This window comes from Streptomyces sp. NPDC054765, assembly GCF_053612065.1.
Genome location: NZ_JBSHBP010000005.1, coordinates 177,078 through 198,737, shown reverse-complemented (window position 1 = coordinate 198,737; position 21,660 = coordinate 177,078). Strand labels below are relative to the sequence as shown.

Annotated in this window: 23 protein-coding genes; 11 read left to right on the top strand and 12 right to left on the bottom strand. The window is 69.5% G+C overall.

Annotated elements, in window-relative coordinates; genetic code table 11:
- Positions 1-12 precede the first annotated feature (12 nt).
- The 7 genes from ACWGJY_RS05760 to ACWGJY_RS05730 all read right to left on the bottom strand — a co-directional run bounded on the left by ACWGJY_RS05760 (position 13) and on the right by ACWGJY_RS05730 (position 7,502).
- Positions 13-759: a polysaccharide deacetylase family protein gene (locus ACWGJY_RS05760; RefSeq protein ID WP_453259531.1), complete on the bottom strand. Its 747-nt coding sequence runs from the start codon at positions 757-759 to the stop codon at positions 13-15.
- Positions 756-2,033, bottom strand: coding sequence for an MGDG synthase family glycosyltransferase (locus tag ACWGJY_RS05755; protein WP_453259530.1), 1,278 nt, complete (start codon positions 2,031-2,033; stop codon positions 756-758). Before ACWGJY_RS05755 ends, ACWGJY_RS05760 begins: the two co-directional genes overlap by 4 nt.
- 677 nt (positions 2,034-2,710) lie before the next feature.
- On the bottom strand, positions 2,711-3,607 hold the full coding sequence (locus tag ACWGJY_RS05750) for a M56 family metallopeptidase (RefSeq protein ID WP_453259529.1): 897 nt from the start codon (positions 3,605-3,607) through the stop codon (positions 2,711-2,713).
- Positions 3,604-3,987 (bottom strand): BlaI/MecI/CopY family transcriptional regulator, encoded by a 384-nt coding sequence (locus ACWGJY_RS05745; protein ID WP_453259528.1) that lies wholly within the window; start codon positions 3,985-3,987, stop codon positions 3,604-3,606. The genes ACWGJY_RS05750 and ACWGJY_RS05745 overlap by 4 nt, the downstream gene beginning before the upstream one ends.
- Positions 3,988-4,018: 31 nt before the next feature.
- Positions 4,019-5,200 carry a glycosyltransferase family 4 protein gene (locus tag ACWGJY_RS05740; RefSeq protein ID WP_453259527.1) on the bottom strand — a complete coding sequence of 394 codons (1,182 nt, stop codon included), beginning with the start codon at positions 5,198-5,200 and terminating at the stop codon, positions 4,019-4,021.
- Positions 5,197-5,634 (bottom strand): hypothetical protein, encoded by a 438-nt coding sequence (locus ACWGJY_RS05735; protein WP_453259526.1) that lies wholly within the window; start codon positions 5,632-5,634, stop codon positions 5,197-5,199. Before ACWGJY_RS05735 ends, ACWGJY_RS05740 begins: the two co-directional genes overlap by 4 nt.
- A gap of 776 nt (positions 5,635-6,410) precedes the next feature.
- Positions 6,411-7,502, bottom strand: a complete 1,092-nt coding sequence (locus tag ACWGJY_RS05730) for a glycosyltransferase family 2 protein (protein ID WP_453259525.1) — start codon at positions 7,500-7,502, stop codon at positions 6,411-6,413.
- Between the two features lie 347 nt (positions 7,503-7,849).
- Between ACWGJY_RS05730 and ACWGJY_RS05725 the strand changes: the two genes are divergently transcribed.
- The 8 genes from ACWGJY_RS05725 to ACWGJY_RS05690 all read left to right on the top strand — a co-directional run bounded on the left by ACWGJY_RS05725 (position 7,850) and on the right by ACWGJY_RS05690 (position 11,618).
- The gene (locus tag ACWGJY_RS05725; protein WP_453259524.1) at positions 7,850-8,170 is read left to right on the top strand and encodes a gas vesicle protein GvpO; all 321 of its coding nucleotides are present in this window, start codon (positions 7,850-7,852) and stop codon (positions 8,168-8,170) included.
- Positions 8,171-8,205: 35 nt separating this feature from the next.
- Positions 8,206-8,679 carry a gas vesicle protein GvpJ gene (gene gvpJ, locus ACWGJY_RS05720; protein ID WP_453259523.1) on the top strand — a complete coding sequence of 158 codons (474 nt, stop codon included), beginning with the start codon at positions 8,206-8,208 and terminating at the stop codon, positions 8,677-8,679.
- Positions 8,680-8,682: 3 nt separating this feature from the next.
- Positions 8,683-9,429, top strand: coding sequence for a GvpL/GvpF family gas vesicle protein (locus ACWGJY_RS05715; protein ID WP_453259522.1), 747 nt, complete (start codon positions 8,683-8,685; stop codon positions 9,427-9,429).
- A gap of 1 nt (position 9,430) precedes the next feature.
- Entirely contained in the window at positions 9,431-9,655 is a 225-nt protein-coding gene (locus tag ACWGJY_RS05710) for a gas vesicle protein GvpG (protein ID WP_244416569.1), read from the top strand.
- A 261-nt stretch (positions 9,656-9,916) separates the two neighbouring features.
- Positions 9,917-10,282: a gas vesicle protein gene (locus ACWGJY_RS05705; protein WP_453259521.1), complete on the top strand. Its 366-nt coding sequence runs from the start codon at positions 9,917-9,919 to the stop codon at positions 10,280-10,282.
- Positions 10,279-11,091, top strand: coding sequence for a GvpL/GvpF family gas vesicle protein (locus tag ACWGJY_RS05700; protein ID WP_453259520.1), 813 nt, complete (start codon positions 10,279-10,281; stop codon positions 11,089-11,091). Before ACWGJY_RS05705 ends, ACWGJY_RS05700 begins: the two co-directional genes overlap by 4 nt.
- Before the next feature lie 3 nt (positions 11,092-11,094).
- Entirely contained in the window at positions 11,095-11,325 is a 231-nt protein-coding gene (locus ACWGJY_RS05695; protein WP_453259519.1) for a gas vesicle protein, read from the top strand.
- Positions 11,322-11,618 (top strand): gas vesicle protein K, encoded by a 297-nt coding sequence (locus ACWGJY_RS05690; RefSeq protein ID WP_453259518.1) that lies wholly within the window; start codon positions 11,322-11,324, stop codon positions 11,616-11,618. Before ACWGJY_RS05695 ends, ACWGJY_RS05690 begins: the two co-directional genes overlap by 4 nt.
- 74 nt (positions 11,619-11,692) lie before the next feature.
- On the opposite strand, the gene ACWGJY_RS05685 is transcribed toward ACWGJY_RS05690, so the two are convergent.
- The gene (locus ACWGJY_RS05685) at positions 11,693-12,145 is read right to left on the bottom strand and encodes a MarR family winged helix-turn-helix transcriptional regulator (protein ID WP_453259517.1); all 453 of its coding nucleotides are present in this window, start codon (positions 12,143-12,145) and stop codon (positions 11,693-11,695) included.
- Positions 12,146-12,248: 103 nt separating this feature from the next.
- Here ACWGJY_RS05685 and ACWGJY_RS05680 point away from each other — a divergent pair, with 103 nt between their 5' ends.
- Complete coding sequence (locus ACWGJY_RS05680) at positions 12,249-13,160, top strand: alpha/beta hydrolase (RefSeq protein ID WP_453259516.1); 912 nt, start codon at positions 12,249-12,251, stop codon at positions 13,158-13,160.
- Positions 13,161-13,394: 234 nt separating this feature from the next.
- Here ACWGJY_RS05680 and ACWGJY_RS05675 read toward each other — a convergent pair whose 3' ends face one another.
- From ACWGJY_RS05675 to ACWGJY_RS05665, 3 genes are all read right to left on the bottom strand, one after another.
- Positions 13,395-13,664, bottom strand: coding sequence for a hypothetical protein (locus ACWGJY_RS05675; protein WP_453259515.1), 270 nt, complete (start codon positions 13,662-13,664; stop codon positions 13,395-13,397).
- Positions 13,665-13,977: 313 nt separating this feature from the next.
- The gene (locus ACWGJY_RS05670) at positions 13,978-14,151 is read right to left on the bottom strand and encodes a CsbD family protein (protein ID WP_453259514.1); all 174 of its coding nucleotides are present in this window, start codon (positions 14,149-14,151) and stop codon (positions 13,978-13,980) included.
- Positions 14,152-14,541: 390 nt separating this feature from the next.
- Complete coding sequence (locus tag ACWGJY_RS05665) at positions 14,542-14,817, bottom strand: hypothetical protein (protein ID WP_453259513.1); 276 nt, start codon at positions 14,815-14,817, stop codon at positions 14,542-14,544.
- Between the two features lie 790 nt (positions 14,818-15,607).
- Here ACWGJY_RS05665 and ACWGJY_RS05660 point away from each other — a divergent pair.
- Positions 15,608-17,245, top strand: coding sequence for an APC family permease (locus ACWGJY_RS05660; RefSeq protein ID WP_453259512.1), 1,638 nt, complete (start codon positions 15,608-15,610; stop codon positions 17,243-17,245).
- 545 nt (positions 17,246-17,790) lie between these two features.
- Here the strand turns inward: ACWGJY_RS05660 and ACWGJY_RS05655 are convergent.
- Positions 17,791-18,234, bottom strand: a complete 444-nt coding sequence (locus tag ACWGJY_RS05655) for an STAS domain-containing protein (protein WP_453259511.1) — start codon at positions 18,232-18,234, stop codon at positions 17,791-17,793.
- Between the two features lie 2,052 nt (positions 18,235-20,286).
- On the opposite strand from ACWGJY_RS05655, the gene ACWGJY_RS05650 reads away from it, so the two are divergent.
- Entirely contained in the window at positions 20,287-21,495 is a 1,209-nt protein-coding gene (locus tag ACWGJY_RS05650; RefSeq protein ID WP_453259510.1) for a cytochrome P450, read from the top strand.
- The last annotated feature ends 165 nt before the right edge of the window (positions 21,496-21,660 follow it).

The window sequence follows — 21,660 nt, the reverse complement described above, 5'->3', positions numbered from 1 at the left end:
ACCTCCAAACTACTACGGCGCGTAGAGGGATGGCCGGACACCGTGCTCACGGAGCGGACCGACGTCGAGGCCGCGTCCCCGGCAGGCGTCCAGCAGCCAGGGGAGCGCGGCCAGGGTCTTGCGCCAGGAACCGGTGGCGGAGGTGATGTCGGAGTCGTGCAGCAGGATCGTGGCGCCGCCGTTCAGGTCACGGACGACCGTGTCGTAGACGCTGCCGGGAGTCGCCCGCGCCCGCCAGTCCTCGCCCCAGGCGGTCCACAGGACGGGGGACAGGCCGAGCCGGCGGCACGCCAGATAGGTGCCGGTGGTCAGCACGCCGTACGGCGGGCGGAACAGCCGTGGCCGGATGCCGCTGAGGTCGGCCACGGTGTCACGGGCGCGCGCGAGATCCTCGTAGGTCTCCCGCGGGCCCCGCAGGAGCAGCGGCCGGTGCGCCCAGCCGTGGACGCCGATTTCATGCCCGGCGGCCGTCATCTCCTTCACCAGAGCGGGCGAGCGTGCCGCCATGGAACCGAGCAGGAAGAAGGTGGCCCGCAGTCCCCGGGTCTCCAGAAGGCGCAGGAAGTGCGGGGTGGAGAGCGGGTCGGGGCCGTCATCGAAGGTGAGCGCGACATGGCCGGGCCTGCCCCGTCCGGACAGCCGGGGCAGCAAGCGGTTGCGCAGCGGCCCGAACGTCGTGATCACCGGTGAGGCGTGCAGGGCCGCGAGCACGGGAAGTGCCGCGGCCCCGGCGCGCACGAAGGTACGGGCGGCGGTCATCGCCGGTCCTCCTCCAGAAAGTGGGTGAGTGCGGCGAACCGCGTCGGGGTGTCGGCGTACGCCTCGGCGAGCGGGGCGGCGATGCCCAGCGTGACGGTGGCGGTGACGGCGATGGCCGCCGCCACCGCCGGGACACCGCGCCGGGCAGGTCCCCGCCCGGTGGGGCGCGCCCGGACCCGGCCCGTGGCACACGGAGCGGCAGCCGTCCGGCCCGCGACAGCGGCGATGACCTCTGCCGGGCCGGGCCGGGCACCGAACAGGGCGAGGCCGCGGTCGCGCTGCTGCCGGCCGAGCGGGCCGTCGAGGAGGGCGGTGAGCACCGGCTCCAGATCGGCGGATTCCCGTATCCAGTAGGCGAGTTGGGCGTCGTGCAGCGCCGCGGCGTTCGTCTGCCCGTGCCCGGGGATGCAGCGGTAGCCGGCGACCGGCAGGCCGCCGGCGAACGCCTCCAGTGAGCTGAGGCCGCCCGCGTTCTGGACCAGCACATCGGCGGCGGCCATCAGCGCCGGCATGTCCGCGACCCACCCGTACACATGTGCCAGGCCGGCCCGGCGCAGGCGGGCGACCAGCGCATGGTTGTGTCCGCAGACCACCACGGGCACCGCCGCGCCGGTGGCCTGGATTTCGGCGGCCACCCGCTCCACGGGGCCGACCCCCCAGGAGCCCGCGACCAGCAACGCGAGCGGTGCCTGCGGGGGAAGCCCGAACCGGATGCGTGCCGCCGCACGCCGCTCCTCGGTGGCAGGGGTGAACCGCGTGGCGGCGACCGGCCCGGTCACGGTCACTTGGGCGGCGCCGTGTTCCCGGGCCTGTCCGGCGGGTATCGCATGGGCGGCGAGGTGGATGTCGATACCGGGTGCGACCCAGAGCGCATGGACCGAGAAGTCGGTGAGATAGGTGAGGGCGGGCACGGACAGCAGGCCGCGCAGGCGCAGTGCACCCAGTACCTGACTTGCTCCCGGGTAGGTGGAGACCACCGCGCAGGTGTCCGCGGGAAGGGCGCGCAGCGTGCGCCGCTCGGCGCTGCGCAACAGCGCGCGTACCGCTGCACCGGGGCGCCGGCGGTGCTCGGTGGCGCCGTAGATCCGCTGGTAGGCGACCGGGGCCCAGGCCAGCATGCGGCGATAGCACCCCGCCAGCAGCTTGCCCGAACGGGCCGGGAGCAGATCCAGGAAATCATGGCGGTCCACGAGGAATCCCTCGGACTCCAGGCGCCGGGCCAGCTCATCGGCCGCCCCGTCGTGACCGGCGCCCACACTCGCGGAGATGATCACGATGCGCCGGGCGGCGGGGCGACGCGGACCGGCGCACGGGGGCGGCGTATGAGCCCGTGTATCCGCAGGGTTGGCACGGTAGGACACAGCCGCTCAGCTCCTCATTGGCATGGGCGTGAAAGGCGCGGCCTCGTCGGCAGGTTGCCCGCGGGGTGCGCCGGGGTGCTGCCACCCGGAACAGCCCGTTCCGCAGTCGGCGGACAGGCTTTCGCCAGAAACTACTACATGATGTAGAACTCGGGAACCTTGCCCTGCCGAGCTTGCCGCCACAGGGGTGGCGGCCGGGGTTCCGGAGATGAATCACGCAAGACGCTTCGGCAAAGCCGCCGGACGGCCGGGGGCTGGGGGCTGGGGAGAACTGCCGGAGCCGAGCGTCGGGCGGGCGAGGGGGCCGAGGGTGCCGGGCGGGTGAGGAGGCCGGGAGTGCCGGCGGATGTGCGGATGTGCGGATGTGGGGCCGGGCAGGGCGGGGCGCGGCAACCCGTGGTGTGACCGTGGCGCGCTGGTGCTCCATGCGCGTTGAACGCCGGCGGTCGGCCGTCGGCGGTCGGCGGTCGCGGGGAAGAGCGCTACGGATCCGGCGCCTCGGTGCGAGGTGCCAAGGTCTCAGCGCACCACGGTGCGAGAGGGCTGAGGCGTAAGAGTGCTGAGGCGTATGCGCGCTATGGCGAAGAGCGCTACGGCGTGAGGGCGTTCCCCAGGAAGTGGAGGAAGTCGCTGGTCGCGTCGGCGGCTCCGAGGGCGGGGAGGATCGCCGAGGCGAGTACCGCGACGACCAGCAGCCGGGCGCGGGGGAGGGGCGCGGCCTGGAGGGCGGCGACGCGTCGGGTGACGGCCAGTTGGGAGAGGTGAAGTGCGGAGGAGAGGCGGCTGCGGTGGGAGAGCAGCGCGGCACGGGCGACCGCCCGCGCCGTGGTCTCACGTCCGGCGCCGGTCTCGGCCGCGTCCTCGTCCGCCCATCGCTCCAGCAGATAGGTGACGGTCTCCCGTAGGGGTACGAGCACCGGCAGAACGGCCGCGGCGAGGTCCGCGACCAGTCGGAGCCGGTCGTGCCGGTGGCGCAGATGGGCGCGCTCGTGTGCGAGCAGGACCCGGCGCTCGTGCGCATCCAGGCCCGCGAGCATCGCCGATGTGACCACGATCCGGCCCGCTGTGCCGGGCAGCGCGAACGCCTGAGGGGTGGCGGAGGTGACGACGATGAGTTCACTGTCCGCGGGGTGCGTCTCACGCAGTCGCTTCAGGGTGCGCAGGGTGGCGCGACGGGTGCGCAGGACCCGGTGGGCCCGGTAGGCGCCGAACACGAGCAGGGCGATGGCGAGTACGGCGATGACCTCGGGGACGGGCTCGGGGATGTGCAGCCGGTTCTCCTGCTCCTCCGCTATCACCGGCGGGGCGTCGTCCAGGAGCGTGCCGCCCAGCAGCATCAGCGCCCACACCGAGGCCGCCGCCGTCACCCCACCGGTGATGACCAGGGCCCGCGCCGCGTAGGCGGGAGCGAGGACCCGGCCCACCCCGGGGCCCGCGACAGCCAGCAGCACCGCGAGCACCAAGGGGACATACACATCGACCCTCATGCGCCGCTGCCCCCGCCGAGAAGATCCCGCAGCGCCCGTTCCTCGGCCGGACTGAGCCCGGTCACGAACTGCTGGAGCGCGGCGATGGGGTCGGGGCCGCGGTCCAGGGCCTGATGCATCACCTCGGCCGTCAGCTGCGCCGCGTTCTTGGCCGGGCGGTACGCCCCCCGGCGGCCGTCGGCGTCGCGTACGACCAGGCCCTTGTCGTACAGGCGCTTGAGGATGGTGTGCACCGTGTTGTAGGCGAGACCGCCGATGTCCGTCTGGACCTCGGTGGGGGTCATCGGCAGCTCGGACGCCCACAGCGCAGCGAGGACCTCGCTCTCCAGCTCACCGGAGCTGCGGCGTTCGCCTTCGCCGCGGGAGTTACTGGCAACCATGACCCCCACCTTACGGTGTGTGTAGGGGCGCTCAGGCGACGAGGAGTTCGGCACCGTGCTTGGCGTCGAGCAGGTCGGCGAAGAGCCGCTCCCATCGGGGCCGGAGCAGGTCCATGTCGTAGCGGCGGGCGGCGACGGCGGCCTGTCCGCCCATTTTCCCGCGCAACTGCTCGTCCTCGATCAACCGGTTCATGGCCGCGGCGAGGCCGCCGGTGTCGTCCGGGGGTACCAGGAACCCGTCCTCACCGTCGGTGATGATCTCCCGCGGCCCCTGCGGGCAGTCGTAGCTGATCACCGGCACGCCATGGCTCATCGCCTCGGCAAGGACCATCCCGAAACCTTCGTGCCGTGAGCTGAGGACGAACAGCGAGGCCTTGGCGAGTTCCTCGTCCAGCTGCGTCGTGGTGCCCATCAAGTAGACGTGGTTGTACAGGTGGCGGGCGTGGATGAGGTCGCGCAGCCGCTGCTTCTCGGGCCCCGAACCGAAGATCCGCAGCTGCCAGTCGGGGTGGTCGCGGGCCACCTCGGCGAAGGCAGTGATCATCTGGTCGAATCCCTTGGACTTGACCAGTCGCCCGGCGGCGACCACTACGGGCCGGCTCAGGGGGGAACGCGGGGCCACGGTGTCCTGGAGCGGGTTGGGTATACGGGCAATCTGCACATCCGACACGGTCAGCGCCGAGCGGTAGGCGCGCTCATCGGCTTCGGTGAGCACCGTGACCGCGTCCAGTTGCGGGTAGGACTCCCGGATGGCGTCGGCGAGGGCGGGTTTGTGCTGCGCGAAGTGCAGATGCTCCTGCCCCACCCGTGCCACGGTCTCCGGCGCATACTGCGCGATCAGCAGGTTCAAGGCCGGCCGGGTCCCGACCACTATTCCGTCCTCCAGCGACTGGAGATAGCGCACGATGCGGCGGTCGGTGAGCCGGTTGAACCGGTGGTAGCGCACTTCCGTCTCCGGCACCAGGCGACTCGGCCCCCGCATGGCCAGTGACTCCCAGCGCCGGCGCCAGGAGGGCACGGCAGCGGATATGTCGACCAGTGGGCGCAGCTGTACCCGCTGGTCGAGGGCGAACGCCGGAGTCTCCCGGCGGCGCCAGACGCTGGTGATTTCCACCTCGTGGCCCGCGGCGGCCAGCGCGTTGGCCTGGCTGAACACCGTCCGTACGGTGCCGCCGACGGTATAGGCGTTGAGCAGCAGGAAGCGGATTTTCATGACACCTCCCGACGGCAGACGACCGACAGGTTGTCCTTCACCGTGTAATAGGGCTCGATCCACATCCCCGCCACGGCCTGGGCCGGGTAGACGAAGATTTTCTTCTTCCCCACGATGTCGTCCAGATGACGCCCCAGCCGCAGCGCCTCCGCACGCCCGGGAAGCTTCAGATACAGATCCCAGGTCTGGTCGGTGCCCGAGCAGGCGGCGGCCAGCTCATCGAGGCCGATGGACACCTCGAACCGATTGCCCGTCCCGGTGGTCGGCAGACACAGTTCGCTGCCTCTGGACTCCCGGGAGTGGACGACCAGGGTCCCGTCCTCCTGCGAGCCCCCGCCCGCCACCATTCCGCGGATGAGGATCCGGCCGTCGCGCGGCCAGACTTCCTCCACCTCCGCCTGCGCGGGTATGAAGACGGCAGTCGCTCCGTCCACCAAAAGCACCTCCCACAGTCCGCCCTACGGGCCGTAGGGCCCCTAAACCCTACATGCCGTAGTGGAGGGAGGTGAGAGAGGTCGATCACTGCCGGAGAGCGCACCGGGCGAGGTGGCCGAGGCGGGAGGGGCACAGGACCGCCCACGTGGGGAGCCGGGTGCGACGGGTAGGACGGCGGGGTGGGTGCGATGAGCGCTATGGGTGCTATGAGGGGGGTGGGTGGGATGGATAGGGCGGGGAGATGGATAGGGCGGGGGAGATGGATGGGACGGGGGAGATGGGTGCGATGGGTGGGACGGGTGTCGGGTGTCGGGTGTCGGGCAGGACGGTCACGGCGCGGCGGTGTCGGCGGCCTGGGGGAAACGGCTGACGGTGTCCGACTCCGAGACCCCGGCCCGCTCGAAGACGGCGATCGGCCGGATGGCCGAGGGCGCCCGTACCAAGGCCCGCAGCCGGGGGCAGGTGTGTGAGGGCTTCGTGCTGGAGACCGTCCACCGGGACGCCTGGTTCTGCGGTGCCGTGCCGGCAGGGTGCCGAAACCGGAAGCCGTCGTCCGCGTGTGATCACCGGACGGCGATCACACGCGGTGGCGACTTACCGTCGTCAGTGACGGCCTTGGTGAGGGCGCGGGGCGCCGGCCGCTTCTGGTGCAGGAGTGCGCCGTCTCCTGCCCGGGGTGACCGTGTTCAGCCGCTGCCGGCTCTCACCGGAAGGACGACCGGCCCGCACCTCACCTCGCCTCACTTCACTTCACTTCACTTTGCCTCACCTCGCCTTATCCCATCCCCGCCGAAGCTGATCGAACCGGCCGGTGGTCGGCTCGTCCTTTCTCGTAGACCGTCAGGCCTTGGGCCAAGTGGAGTGGAACCAGGAGGAGTTCAACGATGAGGGCCTTCCAGGCGTAGACGAGGTTGACGGCCTTGGTTGCGTAGACGCAGGGGATGTTCCACAGGATGCCGGGCAAGGGGAGTTTGCGGCGGTGGGCGGCGTAGAGGAGTGGGGGCATTGTCAGGAGGAGTTCGGCTCCGGCCCACCAGGCGAAGGCGAGCGCGGGTGGCTGGTCGGTGGTTGCGGTGATGATGAATGGTGTGGCCCACCAGAGTGGTGCGGTGAGGATCTCCAGGAGGGCGAGCAGTACCCAGAGCGCGAGCAGGGGTTTGTGGGTGAGCAGGCGTCCGAGGTGGAGGCGGACGTTTTGGCAGAAGCCGGCCATCCAGCGCCAGACCTGCTTGCGGAGGTAGGTGAGGTCTTCCGGGTCGGCGGCCAGGGCCACGGCGTTGGAGACGTAGACCGCGCGTCGGCCGGCGATCTGCTGGGACCAGGTGTAGTCCATGTCCTCGACGATGGTCCGTTCGGGGAAGCCGCCGAAGGCCGTCAGGTCGTCGCGCCGGAAGACGGAGCAGCAGCCCGAGCAGACCATGGGGCTGTTGGCGCGGGCCTGGATGGGGCGGTGCCAGTGGAAGCCGAAGAGGTATTCGGTGGAGCGGCCGCGTTCCCAGAGAGTGCGGGTGTGGCGGGTGCGGACCGTGCCTGCGGCGACTGAGACGTCGGGGTCGTCGAAGACGGGCAGGACGGTTTCGATGTAGTCCGGTGCGAGGACGGTGTCCGCGTCGACGGCCAGGACGAGGTCGGTGGTGCACTGTGGGAGGGCGAAGTTCTGTGCTCTGGCTTTGCTGCCGAGATTGTGCGGCGGTCGCAGTACGGTGACGCCGTGTAAGGCCGCCACTTCGCCGGTGCGGTCCGTGGAGGCGTCGTCCACGACCAGGATGCGGTCAGGCCGGACCGTTTGACGTGCGAGGGACTCCAGTGTGGCGGGCAGTCCCTCCTCCTCGTTGTGCGCGGGCACGATGACGGTGATGGTGTGCAACTCGGTCTCCCCTTGTCTTGCGGATGGCGCCGGCTACGACCGTGAACAGTCCGATCACGCCGTAGACGATGGTGCTGATGCCGATGAACGGCAGTCCTCCGTGCATGTCACCGACGGTAGGGGTGAATGCCCCGTCCGCGTTTCCGGAGGCCCCCTCCTGTGGATAACTCGGCTGCACTGCCCTCGAGTTACCGGTTCGCGTGGACGGCTTGAACCGGCAGCGCGCAGCCCCGGCAGACGATGAGGACGAGGGTGAGCCGTGCGACACCACCACGAAGTCCCTGTGGGTCGCATCATTTGGTCCCGTTAAAGATGCGCAGGTCAGGATGGCGATGAGACTGAGGTGTATGGCAGAACAATCCCGAACTCGGGTTCGGTCGTCCACGGCTGCCCGAAAAAGCAAGAAAGCGCCGGAGAACGACCCCGGGACGGTGGCTCGCCGGGCCGCTGAATTGCTGCAGAGCCTGATCAGCCACCGTACGGAAGGCGTTTCGGCGGTGCGGCGCACCGACGACGGCTGGTGCGTCGAGGTGGATGTGCTGGAGCTGGCGCGGATCCCGGACACCACGAGCCTCCTCGCGACATACGAGGTGAAGCTCGACGACGACGGCGAGCTGCTCGAGTACTACCGGACCCACCGCTACCGACGAGGTGCGGCCGACCAGTGAACGCGCCGCGCTGACCAGCTGAAAGGGCACCCCAGATGGCCACGACGACTTATTCAGGACTGTCCGGCGAGGTAATTCCCTGCCCGCCCAGAGCGGGAACGCTGTACGACGTCATGGAACTCATCCTGGACCGGGGGATGGTCATCGATGTGTTCATACGGGTGTCCCTGGTCGGCATCGAGATCCTCAAGATCGATGCCCGCATCGTGGTCGCCAGCGTCGATACCTACCTGCGTTTCGCCGAAGCGTGCAATCGACTGGATCTGGAGCGCGATTCGGGCAGCGTGACCGTCCCGGAACTCTTCAGCGGCCAGGCCGCCAAGAGCATCGGAAAGCGCAAGGTCAAGAAAGCCGCCACATCAATTGGCGAGACGGTCCGCTCGGCGGTGGGCGGGGACGACGACTCGGAGGACGAATCCGAGGAGGAAGCGCAGCCGTCAAGGCGCCGGCGCAGCAGTTCCGCCCGGTCCGGAGCCGCCTCCCGCCGACGACGCTCAGAGGAGGAGTAACCAGTGACGGACGACGGCATCTATGTCTACGGCATCGTCCGGGCCGGCCACCCGTTGCCCGCGGACCGGGGCGGAGTGGGGGATCCCCCGGGGACCGTGGAGAGCATCGGCGAGGGGCGCCTTGCCGCGGTCGTGAGCCAGGCGCCGCCGAAGCTGCGTGCCCGTCGCCGCGACCTCATGGCGCACCAGGAACTCTTGCTGGCCCTGGCCGAGGACGGACCGGTGCTGCCCATGCGGTTCGGCATGGTCGCGCCGGACGAGACCGTGGTCCGCCGCCAGCTTTCGGACGCCGAGGAGCGCCATCTGGCCGCCCTGGAAGACCTCGCGGGGCGGGTCGAGATCAACGTCAAAGCGATGCCGGCCGACGACTCGCTCGCCGCGCTCGTCAAAGGGGACGCCACCATCCGCGGGCTCCGCGAGGCGGTACGCCGGCGCCCGAGCTACGAGGCGAATATGCGTCTCGGGGAAGCGGTGGCAACCGCGCTGTCGCGCCGGGCCGCCGAGGCAGGGCACGAAATCGTGCACGAGCTGACGCCCCGGGCCCGTGCCGTCGCCGCCGGGCCGGAGGTTTCCGGGTGCCAGGTCAATATGTCCTTCCTGGTGGACCGGAGGGACAGCGACGGCTTCGCCGCGGAGGCGGAGCGTCTCGCCCGGCACCGCAGCGATCGCGTCGCACTGAGGGTGGCGGGCCCGCTGCCCTGCTACAGCTTCCTCGAACCGCGCGCGCTCGCGGGCAGAGCCGGAGGATGACATGGGGCTGATCAGCGGTGTGCTCACCCTGCCGCTCGCGCCCGTGCGAGGCGTGGTCTGGGTGGCGGATCAACTTGCCCAGGCGGCCGACCGTGAGCTGCACGACCCGTCCGTGATCCGCGCCCGGCTCGCCGCCCTGAACCATGAATTCGAGTCCGGCCACCTCAGCAAGGAGGCGTTCGAACGCGAAGAGGAGCAGCTGCTCGACCTGTTGTACGAGAGCTGAGCGGCAGCTGAGGAGTGGTGTCACACGCTGACCGGCCATCGAACCGGACGCTGGCCGGCCGACGAACCGGAGCCCCTCGCGCAACCGCCCCGGCCGGCGGTCACCCGCCCGGCCGTAGTGGACGCCGACCCGCTCCACGGCGTCGCCCCCCTCCCGACGCCGGCCGGGCCGCACCGGTCAGCTCGTCGCCGAAGAACGGCGCCGCCGCCGGACCTGAGCCGATGAAGAACGCGACCATGACGAAGAGGAATGGGTGACCACGTGACCGACGTCGATGAGAGAGGGGACGCTCGTCCCGCCAACGGTCCGACCACCTCGAACCTCGCCGACATTCTGGAACGCGTCCTTGACAAGGGGATCGTCATCGCCGGTGACATCAAGATCGACCTCCTCGACATCGAGCTGCTCACCATCAGGCTGCGCCTGTTCGTCGCGTCGGTGGAGACGGCCAGGAAGGCCGGCATCGACTGGTGGGAGACCGATCCCGCGCTCAGCTCCAAGGCAGCACAGAACGAGTTGCGGGAGGAGAACCGCCGGTTGCGCGAGCGCATGGAAGCGCTGGAGTCCGCCGATGGCGGTGACTCGCCGGCTCCCCGGACGAAGGACACGGCGGGGGCGGGGACATGACGACGGAGCAGCCGGGCACCCCGCAGGGTGCCACCGCGACCTATGTCTACGCCGTCTGCCGGCAGCTTGATCCCGCCGCCCTCACCGCACTCACCGGCCTCGCCGGCGGCTTTCCCGTGCGCGGTCTGGACTTCGGGCCGCTCACGGCGGTCATCCAGCACGTACCCGCTGCCGAGTTCACCGAGGATGCATGGCAGCAGCGGTTGTCGGACCGGGCGGAACTCGAGCGCTGTGCACGGGCCCACCACGAGGTGGTGACCGCGGCCGCCGCCTGCGGGCCCACGGTGCCGTTGGCGCTGGCCACTCTCTACCGGGGCGACGAGCGGGCGCGGCAGGCCCTCGAAGCGGACGCGGACCGCTTCGCCGCCGTACTGGAACGCATTGAAGGCCACGCCGAATGGGGGGTGAAGGTCTACCTTTCCGCGGCAGCCCCCACACCTTCCGCGGCCACACCCCCGGAACCTCTCGGCGGCGGCCGTGCGGAAGGAGGGGCGGGCCGTGCCTACCTGGAACGGAAGCGGGGCCTGCACCGGGCGCGCGAGCATCACCACGACCGTGCGCTGCAGACCGCCGAAGACATCGATACCGCCCTGAGCCGCCTCGCCACGGCGACCCGCCGGCTGCGCCCGCACACCCCGGAGATGACGGGGGAGAAGCACCGCCTGCAGGTCCTCAACGCCGCCTACCTGGTGACGTCCGTGCGCGAAAGGAGACTGCTCCACGCCGTGGAGGACCTGCGCCACCGCACCGGAGCAGAGGTCGAGGTATCAGGCCCCTGGGTCCCGTACTCATTCGTCGGAGAGGTGTGAATCGTGTCCGCTCCGTATCCCGTCCCCTGGGAAACACCGGGCCCGCTCTCGGGCCCCATCGGCGTCCCGTTGGTCGACCTTCTGGACCGCGTCCTGTCCACCGGCGTTGTCATCAGCGGGGACCTGGTCATCGCCATCGCGGACGTGCCCTTGGTGCGGCTCTCCCTGCACGCGCTGTTGTCGTCAGTCAGCGAACGGGTGCCCGCACCGTGGTCGGATTCGGGCCCGTTGTGACGGAACGCACCGGTCCGCGCGAGGGCAGATTCGACGTCGACCGTGAACAAATGGGCCGCGACCTGGTGTCGCTGGTACTCACCGTGGTGGAACTCCTGCGGCAGTTGATGGAACGGCAGGCGATCCGCCGGGTGGAACAGGGGGACCTGAGCGACGACCAGGTGGAACAGATCGGGGAGACACTCATGCACCTCGAAGCGCGCATGACCGAACTGTGCGATCAGCACGGCCTGCGTCTCGAAGACCTCAACCTCGACCTCGGGCCGCTGGGTTCCCTCCTGCCGCGGAATTGAGGGCCGTCAGCGGACGGCCCTGGCCTGCCGCAGGGACCGGTACGCCCGCCGGTGGGGGCGGGCCGGCTGATCGTTCAGCCTGTCGGCATACCGACGCGCGCGTCCTCCACGGTCTGTCGTAGCCGGGCGACAGTGGCCGCCAGCTGGTCGAGCGACTGTGCTGTCAACGGGTCGGCGAGCCAGGTGCGCAACTCGCTCTCGAAGGTCGGTGTGGCGGCGTCGAGCAGTTGCCGGCCCGCCGCCGTCAGGGCGAGCAGCGACGAGCGGCGGTTCTGCGGGTTCGGGCGGCGGCTCACCCACCCCGCGGCCGCCAGCCGGTCGACCGCTTTGCTGGTTGCGCCCACGGTAATGGCGATCTCGTGGGCGAGGTCGTTCACCCGGCAGCTGTCGCGGCTGCCGATGATCCGCAGGAACTCGAACTGGCCGGCAGTCAGGCCGTGCTCGGTCCGCAGCCGCTCGCCGAGGACGTTGTAGAGCCGCGTCTCGTACCGGACGAGGTCGGCGAATACCTGCACGTGATCAGTCATATGGACGCTCCGGCTTCTCGGGAAGTATCTTCCATGGAATGTAGTCTCTCAAGGCTACCGCCGACGGGCCATGAGCCCGCGGCCACCCGATCTGGAGGACAGTATGAGCAAGGAACAGCGCGCGACCGTTGACGCCCTACTGCGGTCGGCGGCGTTCGATGCCGGTCGGACACCGGATGAGCTGCGCACGGCTTTCGTTGCGATGATGGCCGGCAGCCCGGAGCCGCTCGGAGTCGCCCTCACCCCGACTGCCCTCGGTGGCCGCCCGGCACTGGAGATCGAGCCGGAGGACGGGGTGACCAGCGGGACGGTCCTCTACTTCCACGGCGGGGCCTGGGTGTTCGGCTCGCCCGCCACGGCACAGCACCTCACCGCGGCGCTCGTTCGGCGTACCGGGGCTCGGGCCGTCTCGCTCGACTACCGGCTCGCACCGGAGCACCCGTTCCCGGCCGCGATCCACGACGGCGTCGCGGCCTACCGTGACCTGCTGGAGCACGGCGTGCCGGCCGAGCAGATCGTGCTGGCCGGGGACTCGGCCGGCGGCGGACTGAGCATCATGACCGTACTTGCCGCGCGGGACGCCGGCCTGCCGAACCCGGCCGGGGTGGTCGCGTTCTCGCCAGGGCTGGACCAGACCCGCAGTGGGGAGAGCATGACGACCAAGGAGGGGATTGACCCGCTGTTCACCCGCCAGTCCCTGAAGCGTCTGGGCACGCACTACCTGGCCGGCCAGGACCCGCGGCAGCCGTTGCTGAGCCCGGCGGTGTGCGCCGACCTCAGCGGGCTGCCACCGCTCCTGCTGCAGGCCGGGTCGAACGAGGTACTGCTTGACGACTCGACCCGCCTCGCGACCCGGGCGGCCGCAGCCGGTGTGGACGTGATCCTCGACGTCACCGCTGACGTCCCGCACGTCTTCCAGTCGTTCACCGGATCGCTCGACGAAGCGGATGCGGCACTGGACCGGGCCGGTCGCTTCATACTCGACCGCTGGGCGCCGGCCCCAGCCGCACTCTGACGGCCGCACTCCCGGACACCGTGCGGCCGAGCCGCACAGCGCACCGGTCATTTCCGCGGCGTGCTGTGCGGCTCGGCCGGGCGGGCAAGCAGGTCAAGGCGGCCGGTGCGACGGGCTGTTCGGCCGGGGCCGCGCACGCTGCCGCCCGGCTCAGCCGCCCCCGCGCCGGGGGACGAGGGGGCATCGCGCGGGCAGCCGTTCCCGGGCGGATCGCCAGTCCGTGCGGGCGGACGTCTAGTCGGTGCGGGACATCCCCGCGATATGGGCGCGGTAGGCGGCAATCTCTTCCTCGGTGAGCGCCAGGCGGCCGGGGCCGGGCTGGTCGGCCGGGAGCTTGGTTGCCTGGACCGCGGCCTCGTAGAGGGGGCCGGGCAGGTTCAGCAGCAGTTGCCCCTGCTCGGCGGTCTCGATCACCATCCAGGAGTCCGCGTTCTCGTCGTGAACATCGGTGACCCCGATGGTGCTGATGGCGGTCACGGTCAAAACCGGAGGGATATCGCTCATGTCACCTCCCTATCAGCCATGGCCTGCTTCGGCGAATCGCTCCCGGTGACGTGAGCGCCGGTATGCGGGCGCCGAGGCGTCGGGAGGGTTCCCGCCAGGCGTAACGGGACGGAGGGGCCGTACGGGGGAGGAGGCCGGTGGGGAAGAGCGACGCGGAGCTCTGTGGCGGACAGAGCCGGAGGCCGGGGCCGCTTCGTGTCCGGCCCCGACTTCCGCGACGGGTTTCCGTAGCGGCTCCGGATGCAGCACCTGCTCATGGTGGGTGGGACCACACGATCGTGTGGTCCCACCCACCATGAGCAGCATCCCGGCGTCAGTCCTTGAGGGTGTCCTTGCCCTTTTCCTTTGCATCGCGCAGGTTTCCCTTGGACTCGCGCACCACACCGTCTGCTTCGAGCCGCTCATTGCCGACCGTGCGGCCAATTTCCTTTTCCGCCTTCCCGGTCGTCTGCCCGGTCTTGGCCTTCGCCTTCTCAACGGCGCTCATGAGGCGGTCCTTTCGTCGGCGTCATCATTCCGCTGCCCGCAGGACTCTGCGGGAAACGGGGGAGTTTCCCGTGAGGGGCGGTCCCGGTCCGCGCGACGGGCCGAAGCTGAGCGCGTGCCTGCGGAGGCGGGAAAAGGGGCTCACGACACCCTCGTACCGGTCCCGAACCATTTCCCTCCGGGCGGTTTCTGACGTGGGGTCACGAAAGATGGCATCACCGGATGCGGGATCGCAAGAGGCGTCCGGAATGCACATGAGTGGGTGCGGCAACACGATTGTTGCCGCACCCACTCAGTGCTGTCGACAGGGGAGTCGTCGGAACCCGCCGGCGCCGATGCCGGGTCGTCGCCGTCCGGCGGAACAGCTCGGTTCCGTTGTCAGGCCCTCGTCTCAGCCGGCCATGGCTCCGCCGCCGGTGTGCACACCGCCGACCGGCCAGCGGTGGTGGTGCCTGTGGTGACCGTGCCTGCAGTGGTGGTGCCTGCGGTGGCCGTACCGGTGGTCATCGTCCCCCCTCGGGTAACGGCCGTGGTCGTCGTTGTGTGCCGAGGTCGCGCTGACCGTGGCGCTGTCCTCGGCCGCGGACGAGGCGATCGCGGAGGGGGCGGTCACCGCGAAAACCGCGGTGATGACGGCTGAGGCGAACAGGGTGCGGGCAGTGCGCATGGGCATGTTCCTTTCGGCCTGCGGCGAAGGACGACACAGCGTCGGCCTTCTGAGTCGCAGTAGCGACATATGACCCACAGTCAGCCGTCTTGTCACGGCGCACCGCTTGAAGACATGGGAAAAATGCGCTTTATGGGTGGCATGAGCGAGAAGTTGACTCTTAGGGGGAACGGCGCGCCGAAGCGGAGTTTTAACCCTGTCCGCCCTGCCGGCTGCTCCACGACTCTCGTTTCATCGGCGCGTCGCGGAAGGCCTCCGTCCCGCTGGAGCGGCGGCCGGCGGCGCGGCGGCAGCCGGGGCGCGATGTCCGGTAGGGCAGGGGTGTCGCGGCGGGGGTCCGTCGGTGCCCTTCGCCGGTCGGCCGGGGGCGGATTCGGCGGTGACGGAGAGGGGAGCCGCTCGGGCCTCGTACTCCGCCGGGCCGCCATGCGACCGCCCGTGGGTACGGAAAAGGGTCGTCACCCAACGGGGGGCAACGCTCACTGACAGTTAGCGAGGTCGGCTCGCCCTGGTGAATGGCATTGCCCGGACGCGAAAGCTCAAGATTCCCTCAATTTTGCGCGGAATGCCGATGCGGGGATGAGTGAGGGCCCGGTCGCGGCCTGCCATCCGGCCTGCTCGTGGAGGCACTCCTTCGCACATTCCGCGGAATGTCCATAGCGGCGAGCCGAGAATTAGGTATGCATTTCTTCAAGAAATATAACTATTTAGCCAACGGCTCTTTGCAGGGCCAGAAATGCTCCCTACTCTGAGGCAAATTTTCAGCCAGCCCTGTCTTGAAAGGCCTCCTATGGCAAGCGTTGACGAGATCGCTCCCCAGAGGACGAGCTCATCCGGTTCCCTCCGCAGGGATGTGGGACTGATCGGCCTGATGTGGGCGTCGGTCGGCTCCATCATCGGATCCGGTTGGCTGTACGGAGCACAGAAGGCCGTAGTGGTGGCGGGTCCGGCCGCGCTGATCTCCTGGATCATCGGGGCGATCGCGGTGGTGCTGCTGGCACTGGTGCACGCCGAGCTCGGCGGTCTGTTCCCGGTGGCCGGTGGTACGGCGCGGTATCCGCACTACGCCTTCGGTGGTCTGGCCGGTATGTCCTTCGGCTGGTTCTCCTGGCTCCAGGCGGCGACGGTGGCCCCGATCGAGGTCGAGGCCATGATCGGGTACGCCGGTCACTGGTCATGGGCCCAGGGGTTCCAGCATGCGAACGGGACCCTCACGACGAGCGGCTTCATCGTCGCGCTCGTCCTGATGGCGGTCTTCGTCGCGGTGAACTTCCTCGGTGTGAAGGTGCTGGCGCACACCAACAGCGCGGCGACCTGGTGGAAGATCGCCGTACCCCTCGGGGCGATCTTCATCATCGCGGCGACCAATTTCCATCCGCACAACTTCACCTCGCAGGGCTTCGCCCCCTTCGGCGCCAAGGGCGTGCTCAGCGCCATCAGCACCAGCGGCATCATCTTCGCGCTGCTCGGCTTCGAACAGGCCATCCAGCTCGCAGGCGAGAGCCGTAACCCCAAGCGCGACCTGCCGCGCGCCACGATCGGCTCGGTCGTGATCGGCGCGGTGATCTACATCCTTCTTCAAGTGGTCTACATCGGCGCACTGCCGCTGGCCTCCTTCGCGCACGGGTGGGCCAAGCTGGACTACGCGGGCATCAGCGGCCCGTGGGCCGGTCTGGCCACCGTGGTGGGCCTGGGGTGGCTGGGCTGGGTCCTGTACGCCGACGCGATCATCTCCCCCGGTGGCACCGGCCTGATCTACACCACCTCGACCTCGCGCATCTCCTACGGCCTGAGCAAGAACGGCTACGCGCCCCGGCTGTTCGAGAAGACCGATGCCCGCGGTGTGCCGTGGTTCGGCCTGATCATCTCGTTCGTGACCGGCGTGATCTGCTTCCTGCCCTTCCCGAGCTGGCAGGAGCTGGTCTCCTTCATCACCTCGGCGAGCGTGCTGATGTACGCGGGCGCACCGCTGGCGTTCGGCGTCTTCCGCAACCGGCTGCCGCACCACGAGCGCCCGTACCGCCTCCCCGGCGGCGGCGTGATCTCCCCGGTGTCCTTCGCGGTCGCGAGCCTGATCATCTACTGGGCCGGCTGGAACACCCTGGAGCGGCTCGGCGGGGCGATCGTCATCGGGTATGTGCTGCTCGGCAGCTACGCCTGGTACGCGACGAAGAAGCGGCTTCCGAACGCTCCGCGACTGGACTGGAAGGCCGCGCAGTGGCTTCCGGCGTACCTGATCGGCATGGGCCTCATCGCCTGGCAGGGCGGCTTCGGCGGCCAGGGCAACCTCCCGCTGTGGTGGGACATGGCGCTGATCACGGTGTTCTCGCTGGGGATCTACTACTGGGCCCGCGCCACCGCCGTTTCGGCCGAGGCGATCGAGCAGAACATCGAGGAGGTCGCGGTCGTGGACGAGGGCGGCCACTGACCCGCACCCTGACCTGATGCCCAGCAAGGCGATGGGTCCGGCCGGACATCCGGCCGGACCCATCGCCTTTCCCTGCCGTACGACCCCGTGCGGGGAGCGTGCGGGCTCCGCCGCTGTGTGCCCCCGGGACTTCGGCAGGTGCCGGCCGGCGGTGCCCCTGCCTTGTGTGGTTGCCCGCTGAGCCGCTCGTTCCTCGCCCGGGTGTCAGCGTCGACCCTGGCGACGACGGTTCCGTGTGAAGTCGCCCTCGGCTGAGCCGACTTGCGGGACGTGATCCGGGCGGGTTCAGCCGGCCGGAGCGCCGGCGGATCCGCGCGGAATCCTGATGCGTGACGGTCTGTCACCGGGGTAGGGGAGGAGGGGGCCGGGGCGGGCCACGGCGGCGGTCAACCTCGCGGCAGCGCCCCGGCCCGTATCGCGAAAAGACCAGGGGGCACTGCAGGAGCTCCTGTCGTGACTGCGGTGGCCGTCCGGTGGGCCGGGCCCGGCGGCGCCTCGGGGGAGCGGAGCACACCTGACCCGCTTCCCGCGCCACACGAGAAGCGCTACAGCAGGTCCAGAGCCGCGCGTACCGCGGTGTTCAGGTCCGCGCCCCGCAGATCGAGGTGCAGGGCCGAATCGAGGACGTACCGTGGCTGCGACCGCCAGCCGCGGGTGTGCAGACGGATGTGATGCCGGGTGGTGTGATGGTGCAGGCCGCACAGGAAGTGCAGTCCCGTCACGTCCATGAACGGCACGTTCTGCATGTCCAGGACCACACTCGACAGCGTCGCGGGCAGTGTGGTGAGGACGCGGTCGCACACGGGCTCCCCGGCGCGGTCGATCTCACCGCAGGCCATGAGCAGTACGGTGTCATCCAGATACTGGGTGCTGATGCTGAAAGGAATAACGCCCTCAAAGAGTTGGGGTGGCAGCCACGAGCAGCCGCAACGCTGCGGGTACACGGCAGGCATCGCGTCGGCGTCGGGTCCGGAGTTCGCGGTCGCCACGGCAGCAGCTGCCGGGGACACATCCTGCCTCTGGGAGCGCCGGGTGAGTGAGACTCACGAGCCGAACCAGGCTGTTCCGTCGCTTCACTGTCCCATACTCCGCCGCCCCTGCGTAACCATGGCCAGGGCTCCGGCCGGTTGCTCCGGGAGTGACGACGGCCGGTGCGGGCGGCGCGTCGGCGTCCCGGTGCCCTGAGACGTGCGGGGCGGGAGCGCACCCTGTGCGAGACCACGGCTCCAGGAGTCGTCCGGCCCTGCGCCGTGACCCCGTGCGCCGTGTTCAGCCGCCTTGCGCTGCCCACGTGTCAGTCCAACCCGGGTGTCCGTTACCGTCGTTGAGCACGGCGGGCCGGCAACGTAGCGGCGGAGCACGGTCATTCGGTGCCCGCCCCCATGCCACCGGTCGGGTCGTCCGGCAGGTGTGCCGGCGCGCCGGGTGCCCTCGGCGCTTCGGGCCGCGGGTCTGTGCCTTCCGTGGTGAGGCCGTGGACCGCCGCGAGCCGAGAGCGACGGGCTCGTGGCGTGGGCATATTCGGCGTGTCCGCCCCGGGTGTTCGCGCGTCGGGAAGGAATACGTCATCTCTTTCCGCGTATGCGGCGGAGCAATTACCCCGGCGTCGACATCGGCCGCAAGGCATGGAATCCAGCCAATTAGCCGACCGTCGAAAGCAAGCCATGAAGCGAGTGGCCGACCTGGCCGACCAACAACCGTGGATGCAGGCCACGGTGGCTGATGACGACCGTGGCAACCGCCTGGCCTGCTCGACCTCGATGCCGGACGCCGCCGAGGTGAGCGCCTCGAGGCGCACCGCGCCGGCCGCCGCCCTGGGCCGGATCTGCTCTGGAGGCTTGCTCTCCCCGCAGTGGTTTGCCAAGGTCTGCTACTTGTCGGCCAACGGTGGTGGCATCATCGTGCGGCGGGGAGGGCGGACACCCTTGGAGGGGCTCCTCAGCTCTCCGGGAAACGCTCAATACCCACTTCCCCGCGCTCGACTCGAACGGACAGTCGAAAATCCCTCGCCTCACGAGCAACAGGTGTTACTTGCGGCCCGCGAGCGAGTGAAGGCAAATGGGTTTAAAAATCACTCTCCGTCAGACTGCAGGGGGTTGCTATTATATGACGGGGAGTGAAGACTGTCGGTCAGGCTGGACTGGCGTGAAAGCGCTCGGAGACGTGGATCGCTGACAACATCAAAATGTACCTGCCGGTAATGTTTACGTTTCTCTCTTTCCTTTTTCGGGCGCCGGCGGCTCGTGCGCGGATCGTCCACCTTTGCTGGGCGCGGGGATTCCTGTGCACGCGTCATGTGCGAGGGGGTTTTCAGTGGGGGATGTGTGGTAACGAGATGGTCAACGGCGGCTTCGCTGCCGTATGCCCGTGCAACGGTGAATGGCCGAGGAGGGGTTCCGCGGGCTTGTTCGCCGAGTAGTGAGGCGGACCCGGCGGCGTGTTCTCCGCGGCATTCGGCAAGGGGCGGGAGGGGGGCTCGTCATGTGGAATTGCGCGTCCGGCTCTGTCCGTAAGGGGCCGGCGGCCGGCCTGCGACGGTGTCCCGGCCGACCATCACGGCTGCTTTTCTGCTGCTGTCGCCGTTGACCGTCGGCGCCCGGAATCCAGGCGCCGCCCAAGCCGATCGCGGCACAGCGACGGCCGGCGCTGCCGCGCCCGCGGCCGACAGGAAGTGCAGATTCAGGGGGCTGCGCTGTCGACTCTCCGTGGGGCCCGGCCGCTGACCGTATCGGCATTCCTATAACCGGCGTTCATGTTCCCGTATCTCGATGAGGGGCGTGCCGTCGGGGGATTTGGGATGCCCTTTTGGGGATCACGACCACATCGTGACAAGCATGCGCCGGAACACGGGTTTCTTCAATTCGCGCACAGGAAGTACAAAATTAATCAGAAGGCAGTCAACGTCACGAAAGGGCTGTGATAGTAACCCTGTTGCGTCACACGGCGATCCGTCTTTTCGAGGGGTACGGCCGCCGACCAGACCAGCGCATCACTGCCGGGGAGGAACGAAGCCTCCCGGAACCGCACTTCAAGGAGTACCGGTGACCAGCAACGAAGTGAAAGAGGCACCTTTCGTCCTCGACGATCTGGTCGGCCGGTGGAGTAATTTGCGTGCGGCCGACGCCGTACGCCATGACGAGGAGCAGAACCTCTGGCAGGTTCTGGACTACCGGAGCGTGGCCACCGTCCTCGCCGACCCGGCGACCTACTCCTCGGACTTCTCCGGGCTGACCCCCACCCAGCCGGACTTCGAGACCTTCCGCCAGGGCAACTTCGTCGGCATGGACCCGCCGGAGCACCGCAAGCTGCGCACCCTCGTCAGCCAGGCGTTCACCCCCCGCGTCGTCGCCGGACTGGAGCCGAGGATCCACGCCATCACCGCGGAGCTGCTCGACGCCGTCGAGGACCGTGACCACTTCGACGTGGTGGACGCACTGGCCTACCCGCTGCCCATCCTTGTGATCGCCGAGCTGCTCGGCGTGCCGGCCGGTGACCGCGGGCTGTTCCAGGAGTGGGCAGCCACGCTCTTCGGCGGGGACGAGCTGGGCGACGCGCTGGACATGAGCGATATCGAGCGCGCGCTGGACTCCATCGCGCCCACCGTGCGCGAGATGAACGGCTACATCCTCGACCACATCCGCCACCACCGGAAACACCCCGGTGACGGCCTGACCAGCAGACTGCTGCAGGCCGAAGTGGACGGCGTACGCCTGGCGGACCAGGAGATCGTCGGTTTTGTCGCCCTGCTGCTGGTCGCCGGGCACATCACCACCACCGCCCTGCTGGGCAACGCCGTGCTCAGCTTCGACCAGTACCCCGAGGCCGCCGCCCTGGTACGCGCGGACCCTGGCAGGCTGCCCGACGCCATCGAGGAAGTGCTGCGCTGGCTGCCGCCCTTCCCCGAACTCGGGCGCCGTACCACCCGCGAGGTCGAACTCGGCGGCAGGACCGTGCCCGCCGACTCCATCCTGATGGCCAACCTCGCCGCCGCCAACCGCGACCCGGCACGGTTCACCGATCCCGGCACGTTCCACGTGATGCGCAGCCCCAACCCGCATCTGACCTTCGGCCACGGCATCCACTTCTGCTTCGGCGCCCCCCTGGCCAGGCTGGAGGCGCACCTCGCGCTGCGCCAACTGCTGGACCGGTTCTCCGGCATCACCGTCCCGAGCCGCCGCGAGGTCGAGTTCCACAACCCTGCCGTCATCGTCAGCCCGAGCCGTCTGCCGTTGGAGGTGCAGAGGCCGTAGCGCCGTTCGCACAGGAGGCGCGCCCGGCTCCACGGGCCGGGCGCGTGTGAGGAGAACGGTCGCCGAGTGCCCTCGGCGACCAGGCCCAGGGGCTGGTCCGCCCCTGCCGTGAACCGTTGGTTGCCCGGCAGGCAGGCGCGTCATCCCCCGTGAGTTTCGAGTTCC